We start from the raw sequence: 17,028 nt of genomic DNA, 5'->3' as shown, positions 1-17,028 counted from the left end.
GGTCAGGCGGCGGGGCGCGCGGCGGCCAGCAGGCCCATGTCTTCGGAGCTGAGCAGCTTGTCGATGTCGAGCAGGATCAGCATGCGCTCGCCCACCGTGCCCAGGCCGCGCAGGTACTCGGCGGCGACGCTGGCGCCCAGGTCCGGCGCCGGCTTGACCTGGTCGGGCGTTAGGGTCACGACGTCGGACACGCTGTCGACCACCATGCCGATCGTGTGGCCGTTGATGTTCAGGACGATCACCACGGTGAAGGCGTCGTAGGTCGGACTGCCGACCTCGAACTTGATGCGCATGTCCACGATGGGCACGATGATGCCGCGCAGGTTGATCACGCCCTTCAGGTAGTCGGGCGCGCTCGCGATGCGGGTGACGGCGTCGTAGCCGCGGATTTCCTGGACCTTGAGGATGCTGATGGCGTACTCTTCGCCGCCCAGCCGGAACGACAGCACTTCTGTCGCGTTGTTGATGTCGTCAACCATGACTGCTCCTGTCTGCCAAATATTTTTGCCTTGCGGCAACTTTGGTGGAGATTACGACATTTTGGAGCTCAGTTCGATGGAGAAATGGCAAGCGTGGGCAAAAATTATGAATTGTTGCCCACGCACGTCGTTCCCGCGAAGGCGAAAAAGCGCACTGGCGCTTTTTCCCCAAGTTTGCACGCGTTTCGACTGCTCACGCAGAGCTTGGGCCCCCGCCTGCGCGGGGGCGACGTTTATACGGAGCTGGCCGTATCGATGATCCCGCCGCCCAGGCAAACATCGCCGTCATACAGCACGGCCGACTGTCCCGGCGTCACCGCCCACTGCGGTTCGTCGAAGCGCAGCGTGAAGCGGTCCAGGCCTTCTGGCGCCACCGTGCAGGGCACGTCGGCCTGGCGGTAGCGGGTCTTGGCCGAGAGCGCGCGCGGCGCTGGCGCTTCGCCGGCGATCCAGCTGGCCTGGCCCGCGCCCAGTTCGCCCGACAGCAGCCACGGATGGTCGTGGCCCTGCACGATGTACAGGGTGTTGTTGGCGATGTCCTTGCGCGCCACGAACCACGGCTCGCTGGTGCCGTCGGCATTCTTGTGCGACTTCAGGCCGCCGATGCCGATGCCCTTGCGCTGGCCCAGGGTGTAGAACGACAGGCCGACGTGCTCGCCGACCGTCTGGCCGTTATCGAGCTTGATCGGGCCCGGCTTGTGCTGCAGGTAGCGGCCCAGGAATTCGCGGAAAGGGCGCTCGCCGATGAAGCAGATGCCGGTCGAGTCCTTCTTTGCCGCGTTCGGCAGCTGCAGCTTTTCGGCGATCTTGCGCACCTCGGTCTTGGCGATCTCGCCCAGCGGGAACAGCGACTTCGACAACTGCGCCTGGTTCAGGCGGTGCAGGAAGTAGCTCTGGTCCTTGGTGGAATCGAGGGCCTTGAGCAGCTCGAATTTCCCGCTGTCGCCGTTCTGGCGCACGCGCGCGTAGTGGCCGGTCGCGATCAGGTCGGCGCCCAGCTTCATGGCGTGGTCGAGGAAGGCCTTGAACTTGATCTCGGCGTTGCACAGCACGTCCGGGTTCGGCGTGCGGCCGGCCTGGTACTCGCGCAGGAACTCGGCGAACACGCGGTCCTTGTATTCGGCGGCGAAGTTGACCGCCTCGATGTCCACGCCGACCACGTCGGCCACGCTGGCCGCGTCGATCCAGTCCTGGCGCGTGGAACAGTATTCGGAATCGTCGTCGTCTTCCCAGTTCTTCATGAACAGGCCGACGACTTCATAGCCCTGTTCCTTCAACATCCAGGCCGCGACCGAGGAGTCGACGCCGCCCGACATCCCGATCACGACTTTTTTCTTGGTCATAGCTATCTCAGGTTACGTCCGGTTTGATACTCAATCCGCCATCGAAGACCGAATGGTCGGTGTACAGCAGGTCCAGCGAGGTGCGCTTGCCGGCCAGGTAATCGTCCACACATTTCAGCACGATCGGGCTGCGGTGGCGCTCCTGGCAGGCGGCCAGCTCGTCGCGCGTCATCCACAGGGTGCGCAGGATGCCGTGGTCGAGCGGCTGGTCGTATTGCTTGCCCGGCTTGCCGCAGAAAGTGAAGCGCAGGTAAGTGACGTCGGTGCCGCGCGACTTCGAGTGGTAGCGCGAAATGTACATGCCGACCAGCGCTTCGGGGATGAATTCGTGTGCGGTTTCTTCCATGGCTTCGCGGATGACCGCCTGTTCGAGCGATTCGAACGGGTCGAGGTGGCCGGCCGGCTGGTTTAGCCGGATGCCGTCGCTGGTTTCCTCTTCGATCAGCAGGAAGCGGCCATCGCGCTCGATGATCGCAGCGACGGTCACTGATGGTCTGAAGGTATGGGTCATGCGCGTCCTTGAAAATGTGCCGACATTCTACCTTGATGGAACAGCCGTTGCTCGCATGCACGCTGCATCGCAACAGTTTATGTCGGTTTTTTCGCTTGATTTAAAACAATAAACAGCAAGATATTCCTGGGTCCGTAACACGTTGGGTAGGAAAATTGCCGATCTGTTTACGAAATACTACGGATCGGTATTGACAGCGGCTTTTATGCCCCTTTGCATGCTAGATTCTGGACAGTCTATCAATTTTACGGAGGCATGATGAGAATTGGTGTGCCGGCTGAATCAAGGCCAGGTGAGACCCGCGTCGCAGCAACGCCCGAAACCGTCAAGAAGCTGGCTGCGCAGCACGAGGTGATCGTGCAGTCCGGCGCCGGCCTGCATGCTTCCGTGATCGACGACGCCTACGTGGCCGCCGGCGCCCGCATCGGCAGCGCCCAGGACGCCTTTGGCGCCGAGCTGGTGCTGAAGGTGCGCGCGCCGAACGCCGACGAGCGCAGCCTGATGCAGCCCGGCGCCGTGCTGGTCGGCATGCTGAATCCCTTCGATGCCGAGAACAATGCCGCAATGGCCGACAAGCGCCTCACCGCCTTCGCGCTGGAAGCCGCGCCGCGCATCACCCGCGCGCAGTCGATGGACGTGCTGTCCTCGCAGGCCAACATCGCCGGCTACAAGGCCGTGATGCTGGCCGCGAACGCGTACCAGCGCTTCATGCCGATGCTGATGACGGCCGCCGGCACCGTGAAGGCGGCGCGGGTGCTGATCATGGGCGTGGGCGTGGCCGGCCTGCAGGCGATCGCCACCGCCAAGCGCCTAGGCGCCGTGATCGAGGCCTCCGACGTGCGTCCGCCGGTCAAGGAACAGGTCGAATCGCTGGGCGCCAAGTTCATCGACGTGCCTTTCCTTACCGACGAGGAGAAGGAAATCGCGCAGGGCGTGGGCGGCTATGCGCGGCCGATGCCGGCCGACTGGATGCGCCGCCAGGCCGAGCTGGTGCACGAGCGCGCCAAGCTGGCCGACATCGTCATCACCACCGCGCTGATCCCGGGCCGCAAGGCGCCGGTGCTGATCTCGGAAGAGACCGTGCGCGCCATGAAGCCCGGCTCCGTCATCGTCGACATGGCGATCGAACAGGGCGGCAACTGCCCGCTGACGGAACCCGGCAAGACCGTGAATAAATACGGCGTGATCATCATCGGCGAGCCGAACCTGCCGGCCCTGGTGGCGGCCGACGCCTCGGCCCTGTATGCGCGCAACGTGCTCGACTTCCTCAAGCTCATCGTCGACAAGGAAGGCAAGCTGGCGATCGACCGCGAGGACGAGATCGTGCGCGCGGTGCTGGTGTGCGCCGGCGGCGAAATACTACGTAAATAAGGGAGCGGCAACATGGAAATCAGTCACACGATCATCAACCTGATCATCTTCGTGCTGGCGATCTACGTCGGCTACCACGTGGTGTGGACCGTCACGCCGGCCCTGCACACGCCGCTGATGGCGGTGACGAATGCGGTGTCGGCCATCATCATCGTCGGTGCCATGCTGGCGGCCGGCCTCACCGAAGGCATCACCGGCCAGGTGGCGGGCACGCTGGCGGTCGCGCTGGCGGCCGTCAACGTGTTCGGCGGCTTCCTGGTCACCCAGCGCATGCTGGAGATGTTCAAGAAGAAGGAGCCGAAAACGGCGCGGGAAGCGAAAACGGCCGGTGCCGCCCATCAAAAGGAGGCCGCATGAACGGCATCAGCATGAATGTGGTGACGCTGCTCTACCTGGTAGCGTCGGTCTGCTTCATCCAGGCACTCAAGGGCCTGTCCTCGCCTTCGACTGCGCGCATGGGCAATGTGTTCGGCATGAGCGGGATGGCGATCGCGGCGCTCACGACGATCGCCCTGATGTTCAAGCTGAAGGAACAGATCCAGACCGGTGGCATGGGTTTCGGACTGGTGCTGCTCGGTGTGTTGGTCGGCGGGGCGATCGGCACCATCGCGGCGAAAAAGGTCGAGATGACCAAGATGCCGGAACTGGTAGCGGCCATGCACTCCCTGATCGGCCTTGCCGCGGTATGCATCGCGATCGCCGCCGTGTCCGAACCCTGGGCCTTCAACATCGCCGCACGCGGCGCCGCGCTCCCCTTCGGCAACCGGCTGGAGCTGTTCATCGGCACCTTCGTCGGCGCCGTGACCTTCTCGGGCTCGGTGATCGCCTTCGGCAAGCTGGCCGGCAAGTACAAATTCCGCCTGTTCCAGGGCGCGCCGGTGCGCTATCCGGGCCAGCACCTGATCAACCTGCTGGCGGCGATCGCCATCGTCGCGCTGGGCCTCGTGTTCTGCTTCTCGGATGGCGTGTCTCCTGCCTGGACGCCCTACATCGTGATGGCCGCGCTGTCGTTCGTGCTGGGGGTACTCATCATCATCCCGATCGGCGGCGCCGACATGCCGGTGGTGGTGTCGATGCTGAACTCCTACTCGGGCTGGGCGGCGGCCGGCATCGGCTTCTCGCTGAACAATTCGATGCTGATCATCGCCGGCTCGCTGGTCGGCTCGTCGGGCGCGATCCTCTCGTACATCATGTGCAAGGCGATGAACCGCTCCTTCTTCAACGTGATCCTGGGCGGCTTCGGCGGCGAGGCAGCCGTCGATACCGGCGGCGGCGCCAAGGAACAGCGCCCCGTCAAGTCCGGCTCGCCCGAGGACGCCGCCTTCATCCTGCAGAATGCGGAATCCGTGATCATCGTGCCGGGCTACGGCCTGGCGGTGGCGCGCGCCCAGCACACGGTCAAGGAGCTGGTCGACAAGCTGACCGAGCACGGCGTGACGGTGCGCTATGCGATCCACCCGGTGGCGGGCCGCATGCCGGGCCACATGAACGTGCTGCTGGCCGAGGCCGAGGTGCCCTACGACCAGGTGGCGGAAATGGAAGACATCAACGGTGAGTTCGGCCAGACCGACGTGGTGCTGGTGCTGGGCGCGAACGACGTGGTGAACCCCGCCGCCAAGGACCCGAAATCGCCGATCGCCGGCATGCCGATCCTGGAAGCCTATAAAGCCAAGAGCATCATCGTCAACAAGCGCTCGATGGCGTCCGGCTATGCGGGGCTGGACAACGACCTGTTCTACCAGCCGAACACGATGATGGTGTTCGGCGACGCCAAGAAGGTCATCGAGGCGATGGTCAAGGCGGTAGACTAAGGCCTGCTTCAGGCCTTGCGCAGCAGGTCGACCCGGAACGGCGCCAGGAATCTGGCGCCGTCCGGTTCCAGGTGCGACTCGAACTTCGCCCGTACCCATTCCAGCAGTTCGGTCGACAGGCGGTGCTCGGTATGCGTCACCTGGATGACCTTCTGCTCGAAGTCGGCAAAGCTCTTGTAGCGGACCGGGGCCAGGAAGAAGGTCTGCGATACCAGCTCGAACAGCCCCTTATCGACGGCGTCGCGGGTCGCCTCGAAGGCGGCCTCGCGCACCCGCTCTTCGTCGTGGAACAGGCGCAGGATCTCGTTGTAGTCGCCGCCGAACACCGGTTCCGAGATGTACACCAGGCCGCCGGGCGCCAGCACCCGGTGCATCTCCGTGAACGCACGTCCCAGCAAGTCGATCGGCACGTGGTGCAGGGACTTGAACAGGAACACCGCATCCATGCCGGCGTCCCGCGCCGGAATCTCCTGCGCCCCGCCCAGCGCAAATTGCACGCCGGGCAGGTCGTCGATGGCCAGATTCTTCTCGTGCTGGCGGCGGTCGACCTCCAGCGCCAGGATCGAGGCGAACTTGCCGCCGGCGGCGAGCAGCCGGGTCTGGCGTGCGGTGCCGCACCCCAGTTCCAGCGCCCGCGCCGGCGTCGACGCCAGCGGCAGCGCGTCGAGCAGCACCCGTTCGTCCAGCACGGGGCCGCCGTCGGCGTCACGCAAGCGCATCGGCGTTGCTGTTTTCTTCATCACTTGCCGTGGGTCGCTTTTTCCATCGCGTCCAGGGTTTCCTTGCCGACGCGGCTTTCCATCTGCTTGTACACCGGCGACATCGCCTTGCGCCAGGTTTCGCGCTCGGCCGGGGTCAGGGTGTAGACCGTGGTGGTGCCGGCCGCCTTGATCGCCGCGACCGCCTTGTCGTTCTCTTCCTGGGCGATGTCGTTGGCGTACTTGGTCGCTTCGGCCATCGCGCCGTCGAGCTTGGTGCGGATATCGGCCGGCAGGCCGTCCCAGAACTTCTTGTTGACGATGACCGCGTAGCCGATATAGCCGTGGTTCGAAATCGTCATGTGCTTCTGCACCTCGTGCATCTTCTGGGTATAGATGTTCGACGGCGTGTTCTCGTTGCCGTCGACGACGCCGGTCTGCATCGCCTGGTAGACCTCGGAGAAGGCCATCACCTGCGGATTGGCGCCGAGCGCGCGGAACTGGGCGTCCAGCACTTTCGAGCTCTGGATGCGCATTTTGAGGCCGCGGAAGTCGGCCGGGGTGTGCAGCGGCTTGTTGGCGGTCATGTCCTTGAAGCCGTTATCCCAGTAGGCCAGGCCCTTGACGCCCTTCGGTTCGAGCTTGGCGAAGAACCACTTGCCCAGCGGGCCGGTGGTGACGCGGTACAGCGCCTGCTTGTCGGGGAAAATGAAGGGCATGTCGAAGGCTTCGAATTCCTTCACGCCCAGCGGGCCGAACTTGGCCAGCGAGGGCGCCAGCATCTGGACGGAACCCAGCTGCAGCGCTTCCATTTCTTCCTTGTCCTTGTACAGCGTGCTGTTCGGGTAGACCTCGACCTTGACCTTGCCGCCGGTGGCCTTTTCCGCCAGCTCCTTGAAGCGCAGGGCGCCCTTGCCCTTCGGCGTGTCGTTGGCGACCACGTGGCTGAACTTGATGACGATGGGGGCCTGGGCGTAAGCACCGGCGCTGGCGAAGGCGGCGGCGAGTACCGCGTGCATGATCTTGAATTTCATTGTTGTCTCCTGTTGTCGTAAGGTGGAACTGCTTTTTTGTTACTTGCGTCGCTTTGCTTCTTCGAGCATTTGCTGTGCGATGAGGATGACCGGCCGGTCGACCATCTTGCCGTCGAGGGCCACCGCGCCCCCCTGTGCTGCTTCGGCCGCGGCGACCACGCGCCCGGCCCAGCTTACTTCATCCGCCGTCGGCGCGAACGCTTCATGTACGGGCGCGACCTGTTTCGGATGAATGCATAATTTACCGCCAAAGCCGAGTGCGCGGGCGCGCAATGTGTCGGCGTGCACGCGTTCGGGTTCGTCGAAGCTGGTGGTCACGCCATCCACCGGGGCGTTGACGCCCGCCACGCGCGAGGCCAGCACCAGCTGGGAACGCGCATACAGCAGGGTCTCGTGGCTCTCCTGGATGCCCATGTCGAAACTGAAGTCGATCGAGCCGAATACCAGCCGTTGTACGCGTGGCGTTCTGGCCAGGGCGGCGGCGTTCCACAGTCCCAGCCCCGACTCGATCAGGGGCAGGATGGCCGGGGCGCCGGCGGCGGCCAGCTTCGCCAGCGACGCCTCATGCTCGGCTTTCGGCAGCACGATGCCGGCCACGCCGGGCCGGGCGCACAATCCGAGGTCGTCCTCGAACCATTCGCTGTCGGCACCGTTGATGCGCACCAGCACCGGCTGCCGCGGCGACAGCCAGGCCGCCAGCGCCGCGCGCGCGGCCGCCTTGTCGGCGGGCGGCACCGCGTCCTCGAGGTCGACGATCACCGCGTCGGCGCCGGCGGCGCAGGCCTTGTCGAAGCGTTCCGGCCGGTTGGCCGGCACGAACAGGTAGGAGCGCGCCAGCATGGCTCAGCCCTGGGCGGGGAGGAGAATGCCGACCTGCCCGGCATCGGCCAGCGCCCAGATGCGGGCGAAGGCGGTGCGCATCTCGGCCGGGCTGGCGGCATCGGCAAACTCGGCCAGGCGCAACGCCTTGCTTTCGAGTTCCTCGCGCGACAAGGTATTGCCCGGATCGCCCTTCGGTTCGTCGACCCGGCCCTCGAAGCTGCGGCCATCGACGGTCTGCACCGTCACCTTGCCGATCCAGCGCGCCGGATAGGCCTGGTCGACTTCCTGGTCCAGCACCATCTCGACCTTGCCGCGGAACGCCGCGATGCGCGGGTCGTTGTAGAAGCGTTCGAATTCCTGCAGGCCGGCGCTGCCGAATTCGGCAATCAAGCCGAGCACCGTACCCATCGAGAATTTCGCCTGGTGCACCGTGCGCGGATCGACGACCGGGCCCAGCACGTCGATCGCGCCCTGGTGCACGCGCGCCGTCACGCGCGCGACCTCGGATGGGCGCAGGCCATGCGCCTGCATCACCTGCTGCAGCGCGTCGGCCGCCGGATGGGTGTGGCGGCAGGATGCGTGGAACTTGAACGAGGTTTCGGCCAGGGTCCAGCGTTGTCCGAGGCCGGCGCTCAGCTTGGCCGGATCGGCGTCGCGCGACATGCCGGCGGCCATGCCCTGCGCACCTTCGAGGATGCGGCGCGCGCCGGTAAAACCTTCGTGCGCCAGGTAGGCGGCGCTCAGGCCCCCGGCCGCCGCGTGGGCCGTGTGCAGCTGCTTCGAATCGGCGGCGTCGCGCAGGAATTCCCACAGGCCGGCGGCCTGGGTGCCGGCCGAGCCGAAGGCGTGCAGCATCTGCTCCGGGTTCAGGCGCAGCAGGTGGCCGACGGCCGCCGCGGCGGCAAGCGTGCCGGCGGTGCCGGTGGTGTGGAAGATCTTGTAGTGCGAGCGTCCGAGGAATTCGCCGACCCGGATCCCGACCTCGTAGCCGGCCACCGAGGCCGTCAGCAGCTCGCGTCCGCTGGCACCGATCGACTGCGCCACCGCGAGGGCGGCCGGGAACACCACCGCGGCCGGGTGGAACACCGAGCCGTTGTGCACGTCGTCCTGCTCGGCGAAGTGCGAGGAGGCGGCGTTGACCATCGCGGCGAACAGCGGCGTGGTGCGGCGGCGCGAGATCAGGACCTCACTCGGTCCGTCCTGCGGCCCCATCTGCCTGGCGAAGGATTCGATGACCTGGACCGGACGGCCGGTCTTGCCGGCCAGGGCCGAGCCGAACCAGTCGAGGAACAGGTCTTCGGCGCGCCGCATCACGGCGTCCGGGATGTCCTCGAAGCGCAGCTGGGCGGCGAAGGCGGCCAGTTCCTGGCTTGGATGATGGTCGTTATTCATTTGAAGCGTCTCCTCTAAGTTGCCGTCATTCCCGCGAAGGCGGGGATCCAAGCTTGCGTGCATGGGGCTGCGGCACCAACTTGGGTTCCCGCCTGCGCGGGAACGACGCTCTACGTTATCTTTAGACCGCCTGCTGCGCGTGCAGCGCGGCGATGCGCTCCTGGCCGTAGCCCAGCTCGGCGAGGATGGCATCGGTATGCGCGCCGAGCGCCGGGATCGGGTCCATGCGCGCATTCCACTCTTCGGGCACGCCGGGCGGTTTCAGGGCAGGCAGGGGACCGGCGGGCGTCGCCACCTCAAGCCAGCGCTGGCGCGCCTTCAGCTGCGGGTGCTCCCACATGTCGTGCATCGTGTTCACGTGCGCATTCGCGATCGGAGCCGCCTCCAGCCGCTCGATCACCTGCTCGCCCGTCAGTGTAGAGAACGCGTCGACGATGATGGCGCGCAGTTCGTCGCGGGCGACGGTGCGCGCCGCGTTCGAGTTGAAGCGCGGGTCGGTGGCCAGTTCCGGCTTTTGCAGCACCTTGGTGCAGAACAGCGCCCACTCCCGCTCGTTCTGCAGGCCCAGCATGACCACGCGGCCGTCGCCGGCCGGGAAGGGGCCGTAGGGGTAGATGGTGGCGTGGGCGGCGCCGGCGCGCGGCGGCGGGGAGGCGCCGTCCATCGCGTAGTACAGCGGGTAGCTCATCCACTCCATCATGGATTCCAGCATCGCGACCTCGATATGCGAGCCCTTGCCGGTGCGGCCGCGCTGGATCAGCGCCGCCAGGATGTTCGAGTAGGCGTACATGCCGGCCGAGATGTCGGCGATCGAGCAGCCGGCCTTGGCCGGTTCGTCCGGGGTGCCGGTGATCGACAGGAAGCCGGATTCGCTCTGGATCAGCAGGTCGTAGGCCTTCTTGTCGCGGTAGGGGCCGTTGTCGCCGTAGCCGGAGATGTCGCACACGATCAGGCGCGGGAAGCGCTCGGACAGCGCTTCCCAGGACAGGCCGAGGCGGGCCGCGGCACCCGGCGCCAGGTTCTGCACCAGCACGTCGGCACTGCCCAGCAGCTTGTCGAGGATGGCGCCGGCTTCCGCGTGCTTGACGTCGAGCGTCAGGCTTTCCTTGGAGCGGTTGGTCCAGACGAAGTGCGAGGCGAGGCCGCGCGCGCGGGTATCGTAGGCGCGCGCGAAGTCGCCCACGCCGGGACGCTCGACCTTGATGACGCGGGCGCCGAGGTCGGCCAGCTGGCGCGTGCAGAAGGGCGCGGCGATCGCGTGTTCGAGGGTGACGACGGTGATGCCGTCCAGTGGGCGCATGGAAGAGGTCATGAGCGATCTCCTTAGAACGAGCGCGGCATGCCGAGCACGTGCTCGCCGATGTAGGCGAGGATCAGGTTGGTCGAGATCGGCGCGACCTGGTACAGGCGGGTCTCGCGGAACTTGCGCTCGACGTCGTATTCGGCGGCGAAGCCGAAGCCGCCGTGGAACTGCAGGCAGGCGTTGGCCGCTTCCCAGGAGGCGTCCGCGGCCAGCATCTTGGCCATGTTGGCTTCGGCGCCGCAGCCCTGGTGCGCATCGAACAGGGCGCAGGCCTTGTAGCGCATCAGGTTGGCCGCCTCGATGTTCACGTAGGCCTTGGCGATCGGGAACTGGACGCCTTGGTTCTGGCCGATCGGGCGGCCGAACACTTCACGCTCGTTCACGTATTTCGTCACCTTGTCGATGAACCAGTAGCCGTCGCCGATGCACTCGGCGGCGATCAGGGTGCGCTCGGCATTCAGGCCGTCGAGGATGTATTTGAAGCCCTTGCCTTCTTCGCCGATCAGGTTCTCGGCCGGGATCTCCAGGTTCTCGAAGAACAGCTCATTGGTCTCGTGGTTGACCATGTTCAGGATCGGCTGCACCGACAGACCCTTGCCGATCGCCTCGCGCAGGTCGACGACAAAAATCGACATGCCTTCCGATTTCTTCGTCACTTCCGACAGCGGCGTGGTGCGCGCCAGCAGGATCATCAGGTCGGAGTGCTGGATGCGCGAGATCCACACCTTCTGGCCGTTGATCACGTACTTGTCGCCCTTGCGCACGGCGGTGGTCTTGATCTTGGTGGTATCGGTGCCGGTGGTCGGCTCGGTCACCGCCATCGACTGCAGGCGCAGCTCTCCGCTGGCGATCTTCGGCAGGTACAGTTCCTTCTGCGCCTTCGAGCCGTGGCGCAGCAGGGTGCCCATGTTGTACATCTGGCCGTGGCAGGCGCCGGAATTGCCGCCGGCCCGGTTGATCTCTTCCATGATCACCGAGGCTTCGGTCAGGCCCAGGCCCGAGCCGCCGTATTCCTCGGGAATCAGGGCCGCCAGCCAGCCGGCCTTGGTCAGCGCGGTGACGAATTCTTCCGGATAGGCACGCGCCTCGTCGACCTTGCGGAAGTACTCGGAAGGGAATTCGGCGCACAGGGAGCGTACCGCTTCGCGGATGTCCTGGTAATCGTGGTTCTGTTGAATCGACATGATGAAGGTTCCAGTAGAGTGACGGTCAGGCCAGTACGGCTTCGGCCTGCATCGCGAGTTCGCCGCGGATGTTCTTGGCCCACAGGCGCACCGTGCGCCCATCCGCATCGGGCGTGCCGCACACCGTGAACGGCTCGATGTCGAACAGCGGGCCGACGGCGCGGAACGAGAACGAGGCGATGCGCGCCTGCGGCAGCTTGCGCTGCACGAGGTCGACCAGCAGGGTCGCGATCAGGGGGCCGTGCACGATCAGGCCGGGGTAGCCCTCGACTTCGGTCACGTAGCTGCGGTCGTAGTGGATGCGGTGGCCGTTGAAGGTCAGCGCCGAGTAGCGGAACAGCAGCACCGGATCGGGCGTGATGGTGCGTTCCCAGGCGGCTTCCGCCGGCGCCTTTTTCGGCGCGGGAGCGGCGGCTCCCGGTTGCGGCAGGCCGCGGTAGACGATGTCGTGTTCTTCGGTGACGCAGGTGGCGCCGTCCTGCGCCAGCTCGTGGCGCACGGTGACGAACACCAGCGGGCCGGTCGCACCGTTCTTGCTGCTCACGCTTTTCACTTGCGACGTGCGGGTGGCTTCGCCCTCGACCTGCAGCGGCTGGCTGAAGCTCAGGCGGCCGCCGGCCCACATGCGGCGCGGCAGCGGCACCGGCGGCAGGAAACCGCCGCGCTGCGGATGGCCGTCGGGGCCGAGTTCGGACTGCGGCGCGGCGTGCCAGAAGTAAGCCCAGTGCCAGAGCGGCGGCAAGCCTGCGCCTGGTCCGAAGTGGTCCGGGCGGTCGAGGGTGGCCGCCAGCGCGTTCGCGGTGACGGCGTTGACGCGCGCGCCCACGGTCTCGGTTTTTCCGACCCACTGCTGGAGCAGGGATTCATCGATAGCTTCGGAAGTCATGCTGGAACAGGCCCTTGGTTGACGAACCTCCAGTCTGGACCTGGTAGCAGAAAGACACAATCGGTGCTTTTGGAAGGGGGGCTACGGTTTCGGTGAAGGGGGCCGCGGTCCAATCAAGCCTTTACTCATCGAGCGGATTCTTTGTAGGGTTGGGCAGCGCAAAAGCGCGATTGCGTGTTGCATAATGGCTTCGGTACTGCCCCGCTGAGGACGATGTATGGCTGCACACCTGATCCGTATTTTATTGGGCATTCTGGCAATGTTCCTCTGCGCAGTGGCTGCCGGCGTGCTGGCCGCATTTGTGCCGATCGGCGAGAAGCCGGATGGCAGGGGTTTTCAGCTGCCCGGGACCGTCATGGCTGGGTTGATATGTGCAGTAGCAATGGTGTTACGCAGCAGGCGTGGGTGGCCGGTAATCGACCTGGTGGCAAGCCTGGTGGGCGCGGAAGCCGTCGCCCTCTGCGTCATCGCACTATTTTCAGGCCTGACCGGGCGTCATCTCTTTGATCCGTTCAATTGGTGGTGGCTCGGGACCATCAGTCCATTCATTGTTTTCCCTTGTCTGGCCGGCGTGATCATCGGCGGCTTTTTGCAGAAGCACCGGCCACGATAGAGGCAGGTGCTCGGCAGCTCCGGGCGTAAGCTGCGAGCAAGTCCGCTTACTGGTAACTTTGCAGTTCACTCGTCTCCGACACCAGGGCGCCGGCTGGCGGTGTGGCCCCGCTGTAGGTGAACACGGATGCCGATTTCAGGGCACGCGAGTCGGCGCCGGAGGCGTCGCGCCACAGGGTCACGGTTTCGGTCCGGGTCGTGCCGTTGACGGTCCGCGTGACGGTGGAAGTGAATTTGAAGGCGCTGAAGGTGCCGGCTGCTACGGTAATCGTTTCGGCGCCGGCCAATGTCCCGGACTGGGTAAAGGCGGTGCCGGCGCCCGTGCCGCAGGTTTCGACGTAGTTCACGGTCCAGGCCTGCCCAAGGGTCAAGGGCGACGGCGCACCGGGATTGCCTTGACTGAGCGTGCAACGGACAGTGGCGCCGGTCGAGGGCGCTACTACCCAGGAGGTGGGCTGGCCGCTGGCGTTGTACTGGTAGTCCGTGGGATACAGGCTCTGGTCGACCGAACCGGAAACGGTGCGGTCATGCGATGGGTCTTCCTCATGCACGGTAAAGCTGCCGTCGGCGTTGACCGAGGTGACGTCCTGCACCATTGTCCTGTTGATGGTGTTGTTCAGGTTGTCGGTCAGCTTCTGTGCAAAGACCAGGTGAGCGCCGGGCTTCGGACGCACAAAAGTATAGGTCGCCGCTGAACTGCGGACCGGGGCATCCGCACCGCCGCCCCCACCGCCGCCGCAGCCGGCCAGCAGTGTGGAAATAAGAAGGCTTGATGCGAGGTGCTTGCGTGTCATCGTTGCTCCAGTCGTGAATTGTGTGCGGCTCTGCCGGCGGTGCAAGGCGAATATACACTTGCCACACAGGTAATTTACCTGTCATAACATTACGATACACATCGTAATTTCGCATCGTTTACGCTTGAGAACATCGAACACACTCCTATGCTTTATCGCGCTCTTTCATTGTTTTATGTGTTTTCGCCACGCGAACTTCCGCGAGCGATGATCCCTTGGCCGATCTGAAAAAGGGTCAACCCAAGGACGTGAAGAAGCTGATTGATCGTCTTGCAGGCTGTGCTCATTGGAGCGGTGAAGAGCCATACGATGCCGAGCGTCGGCGGGAGATCGCTTTGGCCATGAAAGATCTGGAATGTGATCGGCTGGAAAAGGACGAAGCGGCAATCCGGGAACGCTACGCAAAACAAGCAAGTGTGCTCAAAGTGTTGCGGCAGGCGAAAGAATCAAGCTGGTGACCATGAGGCGGCCCCGGGATAACTAGCTTTCGCTTCGGCTACGTTGACGGTATAGCGGCTGAATTCGTACAGCAGCTCCGCTTCCACTACGTCGCGGGAGGGCCGGCCTGGACCTGGCAGCAGAAAGACACAATCGGTGCTTTCGGAAGGGGGCTACGATTTCGGTGAAGCCACCGATGTCCCGTTACCCGACGGTCATCGCGATCTTTAGGCCCTTGGTGGCAAGGTGTTGAGGGATAGGAATCGATGCGCGACGCGCTCGCCGAGCCGTTGAAGCTGCTTCAAGGGGGGCGGTGGCCCGAGCGTATCGAGTCGTCTCGAAAAATGGCTGACCCCTGGCAGGTCTACGCCAAAGAGCTGCTGGCGTTGCGGTGAGTTGGCAAAGCGTGCCAGGTCGGAAGGAACTGCACTCGCAGATGACTTCATCCAGAAATGCCCGTATGTGTAGATGAGCGATGTACGAATCTCTGCACTACGATTATCCTCTGCCATGTGGAGAACGTGCGTATTGAATAGCACGGCGTCTCCGGCCCGGGGCACGATCCGCTGTACCGCCGACGATCTTGCCAACGTGGGGCGGTGAGGATCGACGTGCATGGGCGGGAAGTGCTGGCTGCCCGGGATGAACGCGAGGCAGCCCTGGTCCGGCGCCAAGTCTTCAAAAAAGATGTGCAACTTCACCAGCAAGTTTGGCGTGTGGGCATGATTGACGCCGAGAACGCGTGCGACGTCGGAATGAAATGGACTGGTAAAGGTCGGCCCCGGAAAAAACAGCCGGGCACTCGTTTCGCTCAACGCGATATCCTCGCCGATCGTCATGCGCAGCAGGGGAAGCAGGACAGGTAGATCGACCAGATCGACGAACACCGGATCGGCGTCCAGGATGGCCGGCAGGTCGACAAATCGAGCGCCTTGCCGCCGTGCTTGTGCGGTCGCGGCGCTGTGGGCGTCCCGCACCGCATTGAAGGCGCGGCGCACGCGGTGGGTCAGGGCGGGTTCAAGCAGGCCTGGCAGATGAACGAAGCCTTGCGTGTCAAACTGCAGTTTCAGGTCCAACAGATCGTTCGAGCTGTACATGGTTGTCCGGGGATGCGTGAATGGCTAGTGAGAATAGTGATAGCTTGGCTTCTGCAGTGGCCTGCCAGGAAAACTGTTCGGCATACTTGCGCGTCGCCGTACGGTCGGGATAGTCAGCGCGTAGCGCTTGCACGGCGGCCGCGACCCCGTTAGCGGAGCGTTCGCCGAGCAAGCGCCCGGCCGCAGGTGAACGAATGACCTCGGGCGTGCCCCAGACAGCGCTGGCCAAGGCTGGCGTGCCACAGGCCATCGATTCGAGCAATACATTGGCCCAGCCCTCGCGGCTGGAGGCCAGCACGAGCGCGTCTGCCGCCGAATAGTAGGTGCGCAGTGAGGACTGGCTGACTGTTCCCGCGAACTGGACCCGGTCCTGCACGCCAATCCGTGCAGCCAGTGTTTTCAAGCGATCCTGCTCCGGGCCTTCGCCCACCACGATCAGCTCGACATCTGGCAGATGTGCCAACGCGCCAATGACATGTTCGTGACCTTTGTGGACGACCAGGTGGCCGACCGATAGGAGCGTGAAGCGCTTCAGGCCGAGCAGGGCGCGTGCATGCGCGCGCGGTTCGGGATAAAACAAGTCCAGGTCGACGCCATTGCGCAGCGTGTGCACCCGCGCCGCCTCGAATCCGAGGCGGACCATTTCGGACTTGAGTGCATCGCAGACGCCGACTATCGCGGCCGCGCGCCGGGCAGCCCACTGGATGAGGACGCGCGGCAGACGAAAGCGCGGCAACAGGGAGATGTCCGAGCCGAGCGCGCTGACGACCACCGGACGGCGCAAGGCCCGGCCCGCCATGACCGCGGCCACACCATCCGGATAAAAATAATGGGCATCGATCACGTCTACCCTCACTCCATCCCGAAGCAGCTGATCGATGGCGCGGCGGGCCACGTGCGCCAATGTCCAGGGAGCGAAGTACATGCCCAGTCCCGGCAGGGCCAGGTAGCGTGGATGATGGACTTCGACGCCGTGGCGTACCTCATAGCGGGGCGTGCGGGCGTAGCGCCCGTATACCCCGAACAACAGGGATTTGAACGGAAACCAGGGCACTGGAGCGACTACGATCGCGTTGACGTTCCCTGTTTTCATCTGCTGGCGCAGGCTGGTTTCCGTGAAAATCCCGTGATGAGGTGCCTGGCTGTTCGGGTACAAGGTGCTGAAAGTTACTACTTGGATCGGCGTCTGTTTCTCGTTCGGATGACGCCGCGCAGGGGGCGGCGATACGGCCGGACGCCGACCGCCGACGAAA

At 64.6% G+C, this 17,028-nt stretch carries 18 protein-coding genes; 5 read left to right on the top strand and 13 right to left on the bottom strand.

Going from position 1 to position 17,028, the window contains the following annotated elements; genetic code table 11:
* Nucleotides 1–2: 2 nt before the first annotated feature.
* From ACI48D_RS13530 to ACI48D_RS13520, 3 genes are all read right to left on the bottom strand, one after another.
* Nucleotides 3–479, bottom strand: a complete 477-nt coding sequence (locus ACI48D_RS13530; RefSeq protein ID WP_435571745.1) for a chemotaxis protein CheW — start codon at nt 477–479, stop codon at nt 3–5.
* 233 nt (nt 480–712) lie between these two features.
* Nucleotides 713–1,822, bottom strand: a complete 1,110-nt coding sequence (gene mnmA / locus ACI48D_RS13525; protein ID WP_435571744.1) for a tRNA 2-thiouridine(34) synthase MnmA — start codon at nt 1,820–1,822, stop codon at nt 713–715.
* Nucleotides 1,823–1,829: 7 nt separating this feature from the next.
* Nucleotides 1,830–2,333 carry an NUDIX hydrolase gene (locus ACI48D_RS13520; protein ID WP_435571743.1) on the bottom strand — a complete coding sequence of 168 codons (504 nt, stop codon included), beginning with the start codon at nt 2,331–2,333 and terminating at the stop codon, nt 1,830–1,832.
* Nucleotides 2,334–2,591: 258 nt separating this feature from the next.
* Between ACI48D_RS13520 and ACI48D_RS13515 the strand changes: the two genes are divergently transcribed.
* From ACI48D_RS13515 to ACI48D_RS13505, 3 genes are read left to right on the top strand one after another with little or no spacing between them, the layout of a single operon-like run.
* A complete protein-coding gene (locus ACI48D_RS13515; protein WP_435571825.1) occupies nt 2,592–3,704 on the top strand; it encodes a Re/Si-specific NAD(P)(+) transhydrogenase subunit alpha in 1,113 nt (370 codons plus the stop codon).
* Between the two features lie 12 nt (nt 3,705–3,716).
* Nucleotides 3,717–4,061 carry an NAD(P) transhydrogenase subunit alpha gene (locus ACI48D_RS13510; RefSeq protein ID WP_435571742.1) on the top strand — a complete coding sequence of 115 codons (345 nt, stop codon included), beginning with the start codon at nt 3,717–3,719 and terminating at the stop codon, nt 4,059–4,061.
* On the top strand, nt 4,058–5,515 hold the full coding sequence (locus ACI48D_RS13505; protein ID WP_435571741.1) for an NAD(P)(+) transhydrogenase (Re/Si-specific) subunit beta: 1,458 nt from the start codon (nt 4,058–4,060) through the stop codon (nt 5,513–5,515). Before ACI48D_RS13510 ends, ACI48D_RS13505 begins: the two co-directional genes overlap by 4 nt.
* Before the next feature lie 8 nt (nt 5,516–5,523).
* On the opposite strand, the gene ACI48D_RS13500 is transcribed toward ACI48D_RS13505, so the two are convergent.
* The 7 genes from ACI48D_RS13500 to ACI48D_RS13470 form a co-directional block, all read right to left on the bottom strand.
* Complete coding sequence (locus ACI48D_RS13500; RefSeq protein ID WP_435571740.1) at nt 5,524–6,255, bottom strand: class I SAM-dependent methyltransferase; 732 nt, start codon at nt 6,253–6,255, stop codon at nt 5,524–5,526.
* A complete protein-coding gene (locus ACI48D_RS13495) occupies nt 6,255–7,247 on the bottom strand; it encodes a TRAP transporter substrate-binding protein (protein ID WP_435571739.1) in 993 nt (330 codons plus the stop codon). Before ACI48D_RS13495 ends, ACI48D_RS13500 begins: the two co-directional genes overlap by 1 nt.
* A gap of 39 nt (nt 7,248–7,286) precedes the next feature.
* Nucleotides 7,287–8,087, bottom strand: coding sequence for an HpcH/HpaI aldolase/citrate lyase family protein (locus ACI48D_RS13490; protein WP_435571738.1), 801 nt, complete (start codon nt 8,085–8,087; stop codon nt 7,287–7,289).
* A 3-nt stretch (nt 8,088–8,090) separates the two neighbouring features.
* Nucleotides 8,091–9,461, bottom strand: coding sequence for an MmgE/PrpD family protein (locus ACI48D_RS13485; RefSeq protein ID WP_435571737.1), 1,371 nt, complete (start codon nt 9,459–9,461; stop codon nt 8,091–8,093).
* 121 nt (nt 9,462–9,582) lie between these two features.
* A complete protein-coding gene (locus ACI48D_RS13480; protein ID WP_435571824.1) occupies nt 9,583–10,761 on the bottom strand; it encodes a CaiB/BaiF CoA transferase family protein in 1,179 nt (392 codons plus the stop codon).
* Between the two features lie 23 nt (nt 10,762–10,784).
* Entirely contained in the window at nt 10,785–11,948 is a 1,164-nt protein-coding gene (locus tag ACI48D_RS13475; protein ID WP_435571736.1) for an acyl-CoA dehydrogenase family protein, read from the bottom strand.
* A 25-nt stretch (nt 11,949–11,973) separates the two neighbouring features.
* A complete protein-coding gene (locus ACI48D_RS13470) occupies nt 11,974–12,834 on the bottom strand; it encodes an FAS1-like dehydratase domain-containing protein (RefSeq protein WP_435571735.1) in 861 nt (286 codons plus the stop codon).
* A 217-nt stretch (nt 12,835–13,051) separates the two neighbouring features.
* Between ACI48D_RS13470 and ACI48D_RS13465 the strand changes: the two genes are divergently transcribed.
* Nucleotides 13,052–13,447: a hypothetical protein gene (locus tag ACI48D_RS13465; RefSeq protein WP_435571734.1), complete on the top strand. Its 396-nt coding sequence runs from the start codon at nt 13,052–13,054 to the stop codon at nt 13,445–13,447.
* 46 nt (nt 13,448–13,493) lie between these two features.
* Here the strand turns inward: ACI48D_RS13465 and ACI48D_RS13460 are convergent, their stop codons facing one another.
* Nucleotides 13,494–14,240 (bottom strand): hypothetical protein, encoded by a 747-nt coding sequence (locus ACI48D_RS13460; protein WP_435571733.1) that lies wholly within the window; start codon nt 14,238–14,240, stop codon nt 13,494–13,496.
* A 215-nt stretch (nt 14,241–14,455) separates the two neighbouring features.
* On the opposite strand from ACI48D_RS13460, the gene ACI48D_RS13455 reads away from it, so the two are divergent.
* Nucleotides 14,456–14,698 carry a hypothetical protein gene (locus tag ACI48D_RS13455; protein WP_435571732.1) on the top strand — a complete coding sequence of 81 codons (243 nt, stop codon included), beginning with the start codon at nt 14,456–14,458 and terminating at the stop codon, nt 14,696–14,698.
* Nucleotides 14,699–14,905: 207 nt separating this feature from the next.
* Here the strand turns inward: ACI48D_RS13455 and ACI48D_RS13450 are convergent, their stop codons facing one another.
* Together ACI48D_RS13450 and ACI48D_RS13445 are read right to left on the bottom strand one after the other, a co-directional pair.
* Entirely contained in the window at nt 14,906–15,775 is an 870-nt protein-coding gene (locus ACI48D_RS13450; protein WP_435571731.1) for a phytanoyl-CoA dioxygenase family protein, read from the bottom strand.
* Entirely contained in the window at nt 15,732–16,955 is a 1,224-nt protein-coding gene (locus ACI48D_RS13445) for a glycosyltransferase family 4 protein (protein WP_435571823.1), read from the bottom strand. Before ACI48D_RS13445 ends, ACI48D_RS13450 begins: the two co-directional genes overlap by 44 nt.
* Nucleotides 16,956–17,028 lie beyond the last annotated feature (73 nt).

Source organism: Massilia sp. LXY-6 (assembly GCF_051233485.1).
GTDB lineage: Bacteria > Pseudomonadota > Gammaproteobacteria > Burkholderiales > Burkholderiaceae_D > Telluria.
This window is presented reverse-complemented; position numbering and strand designations above follow the sequence as displayed.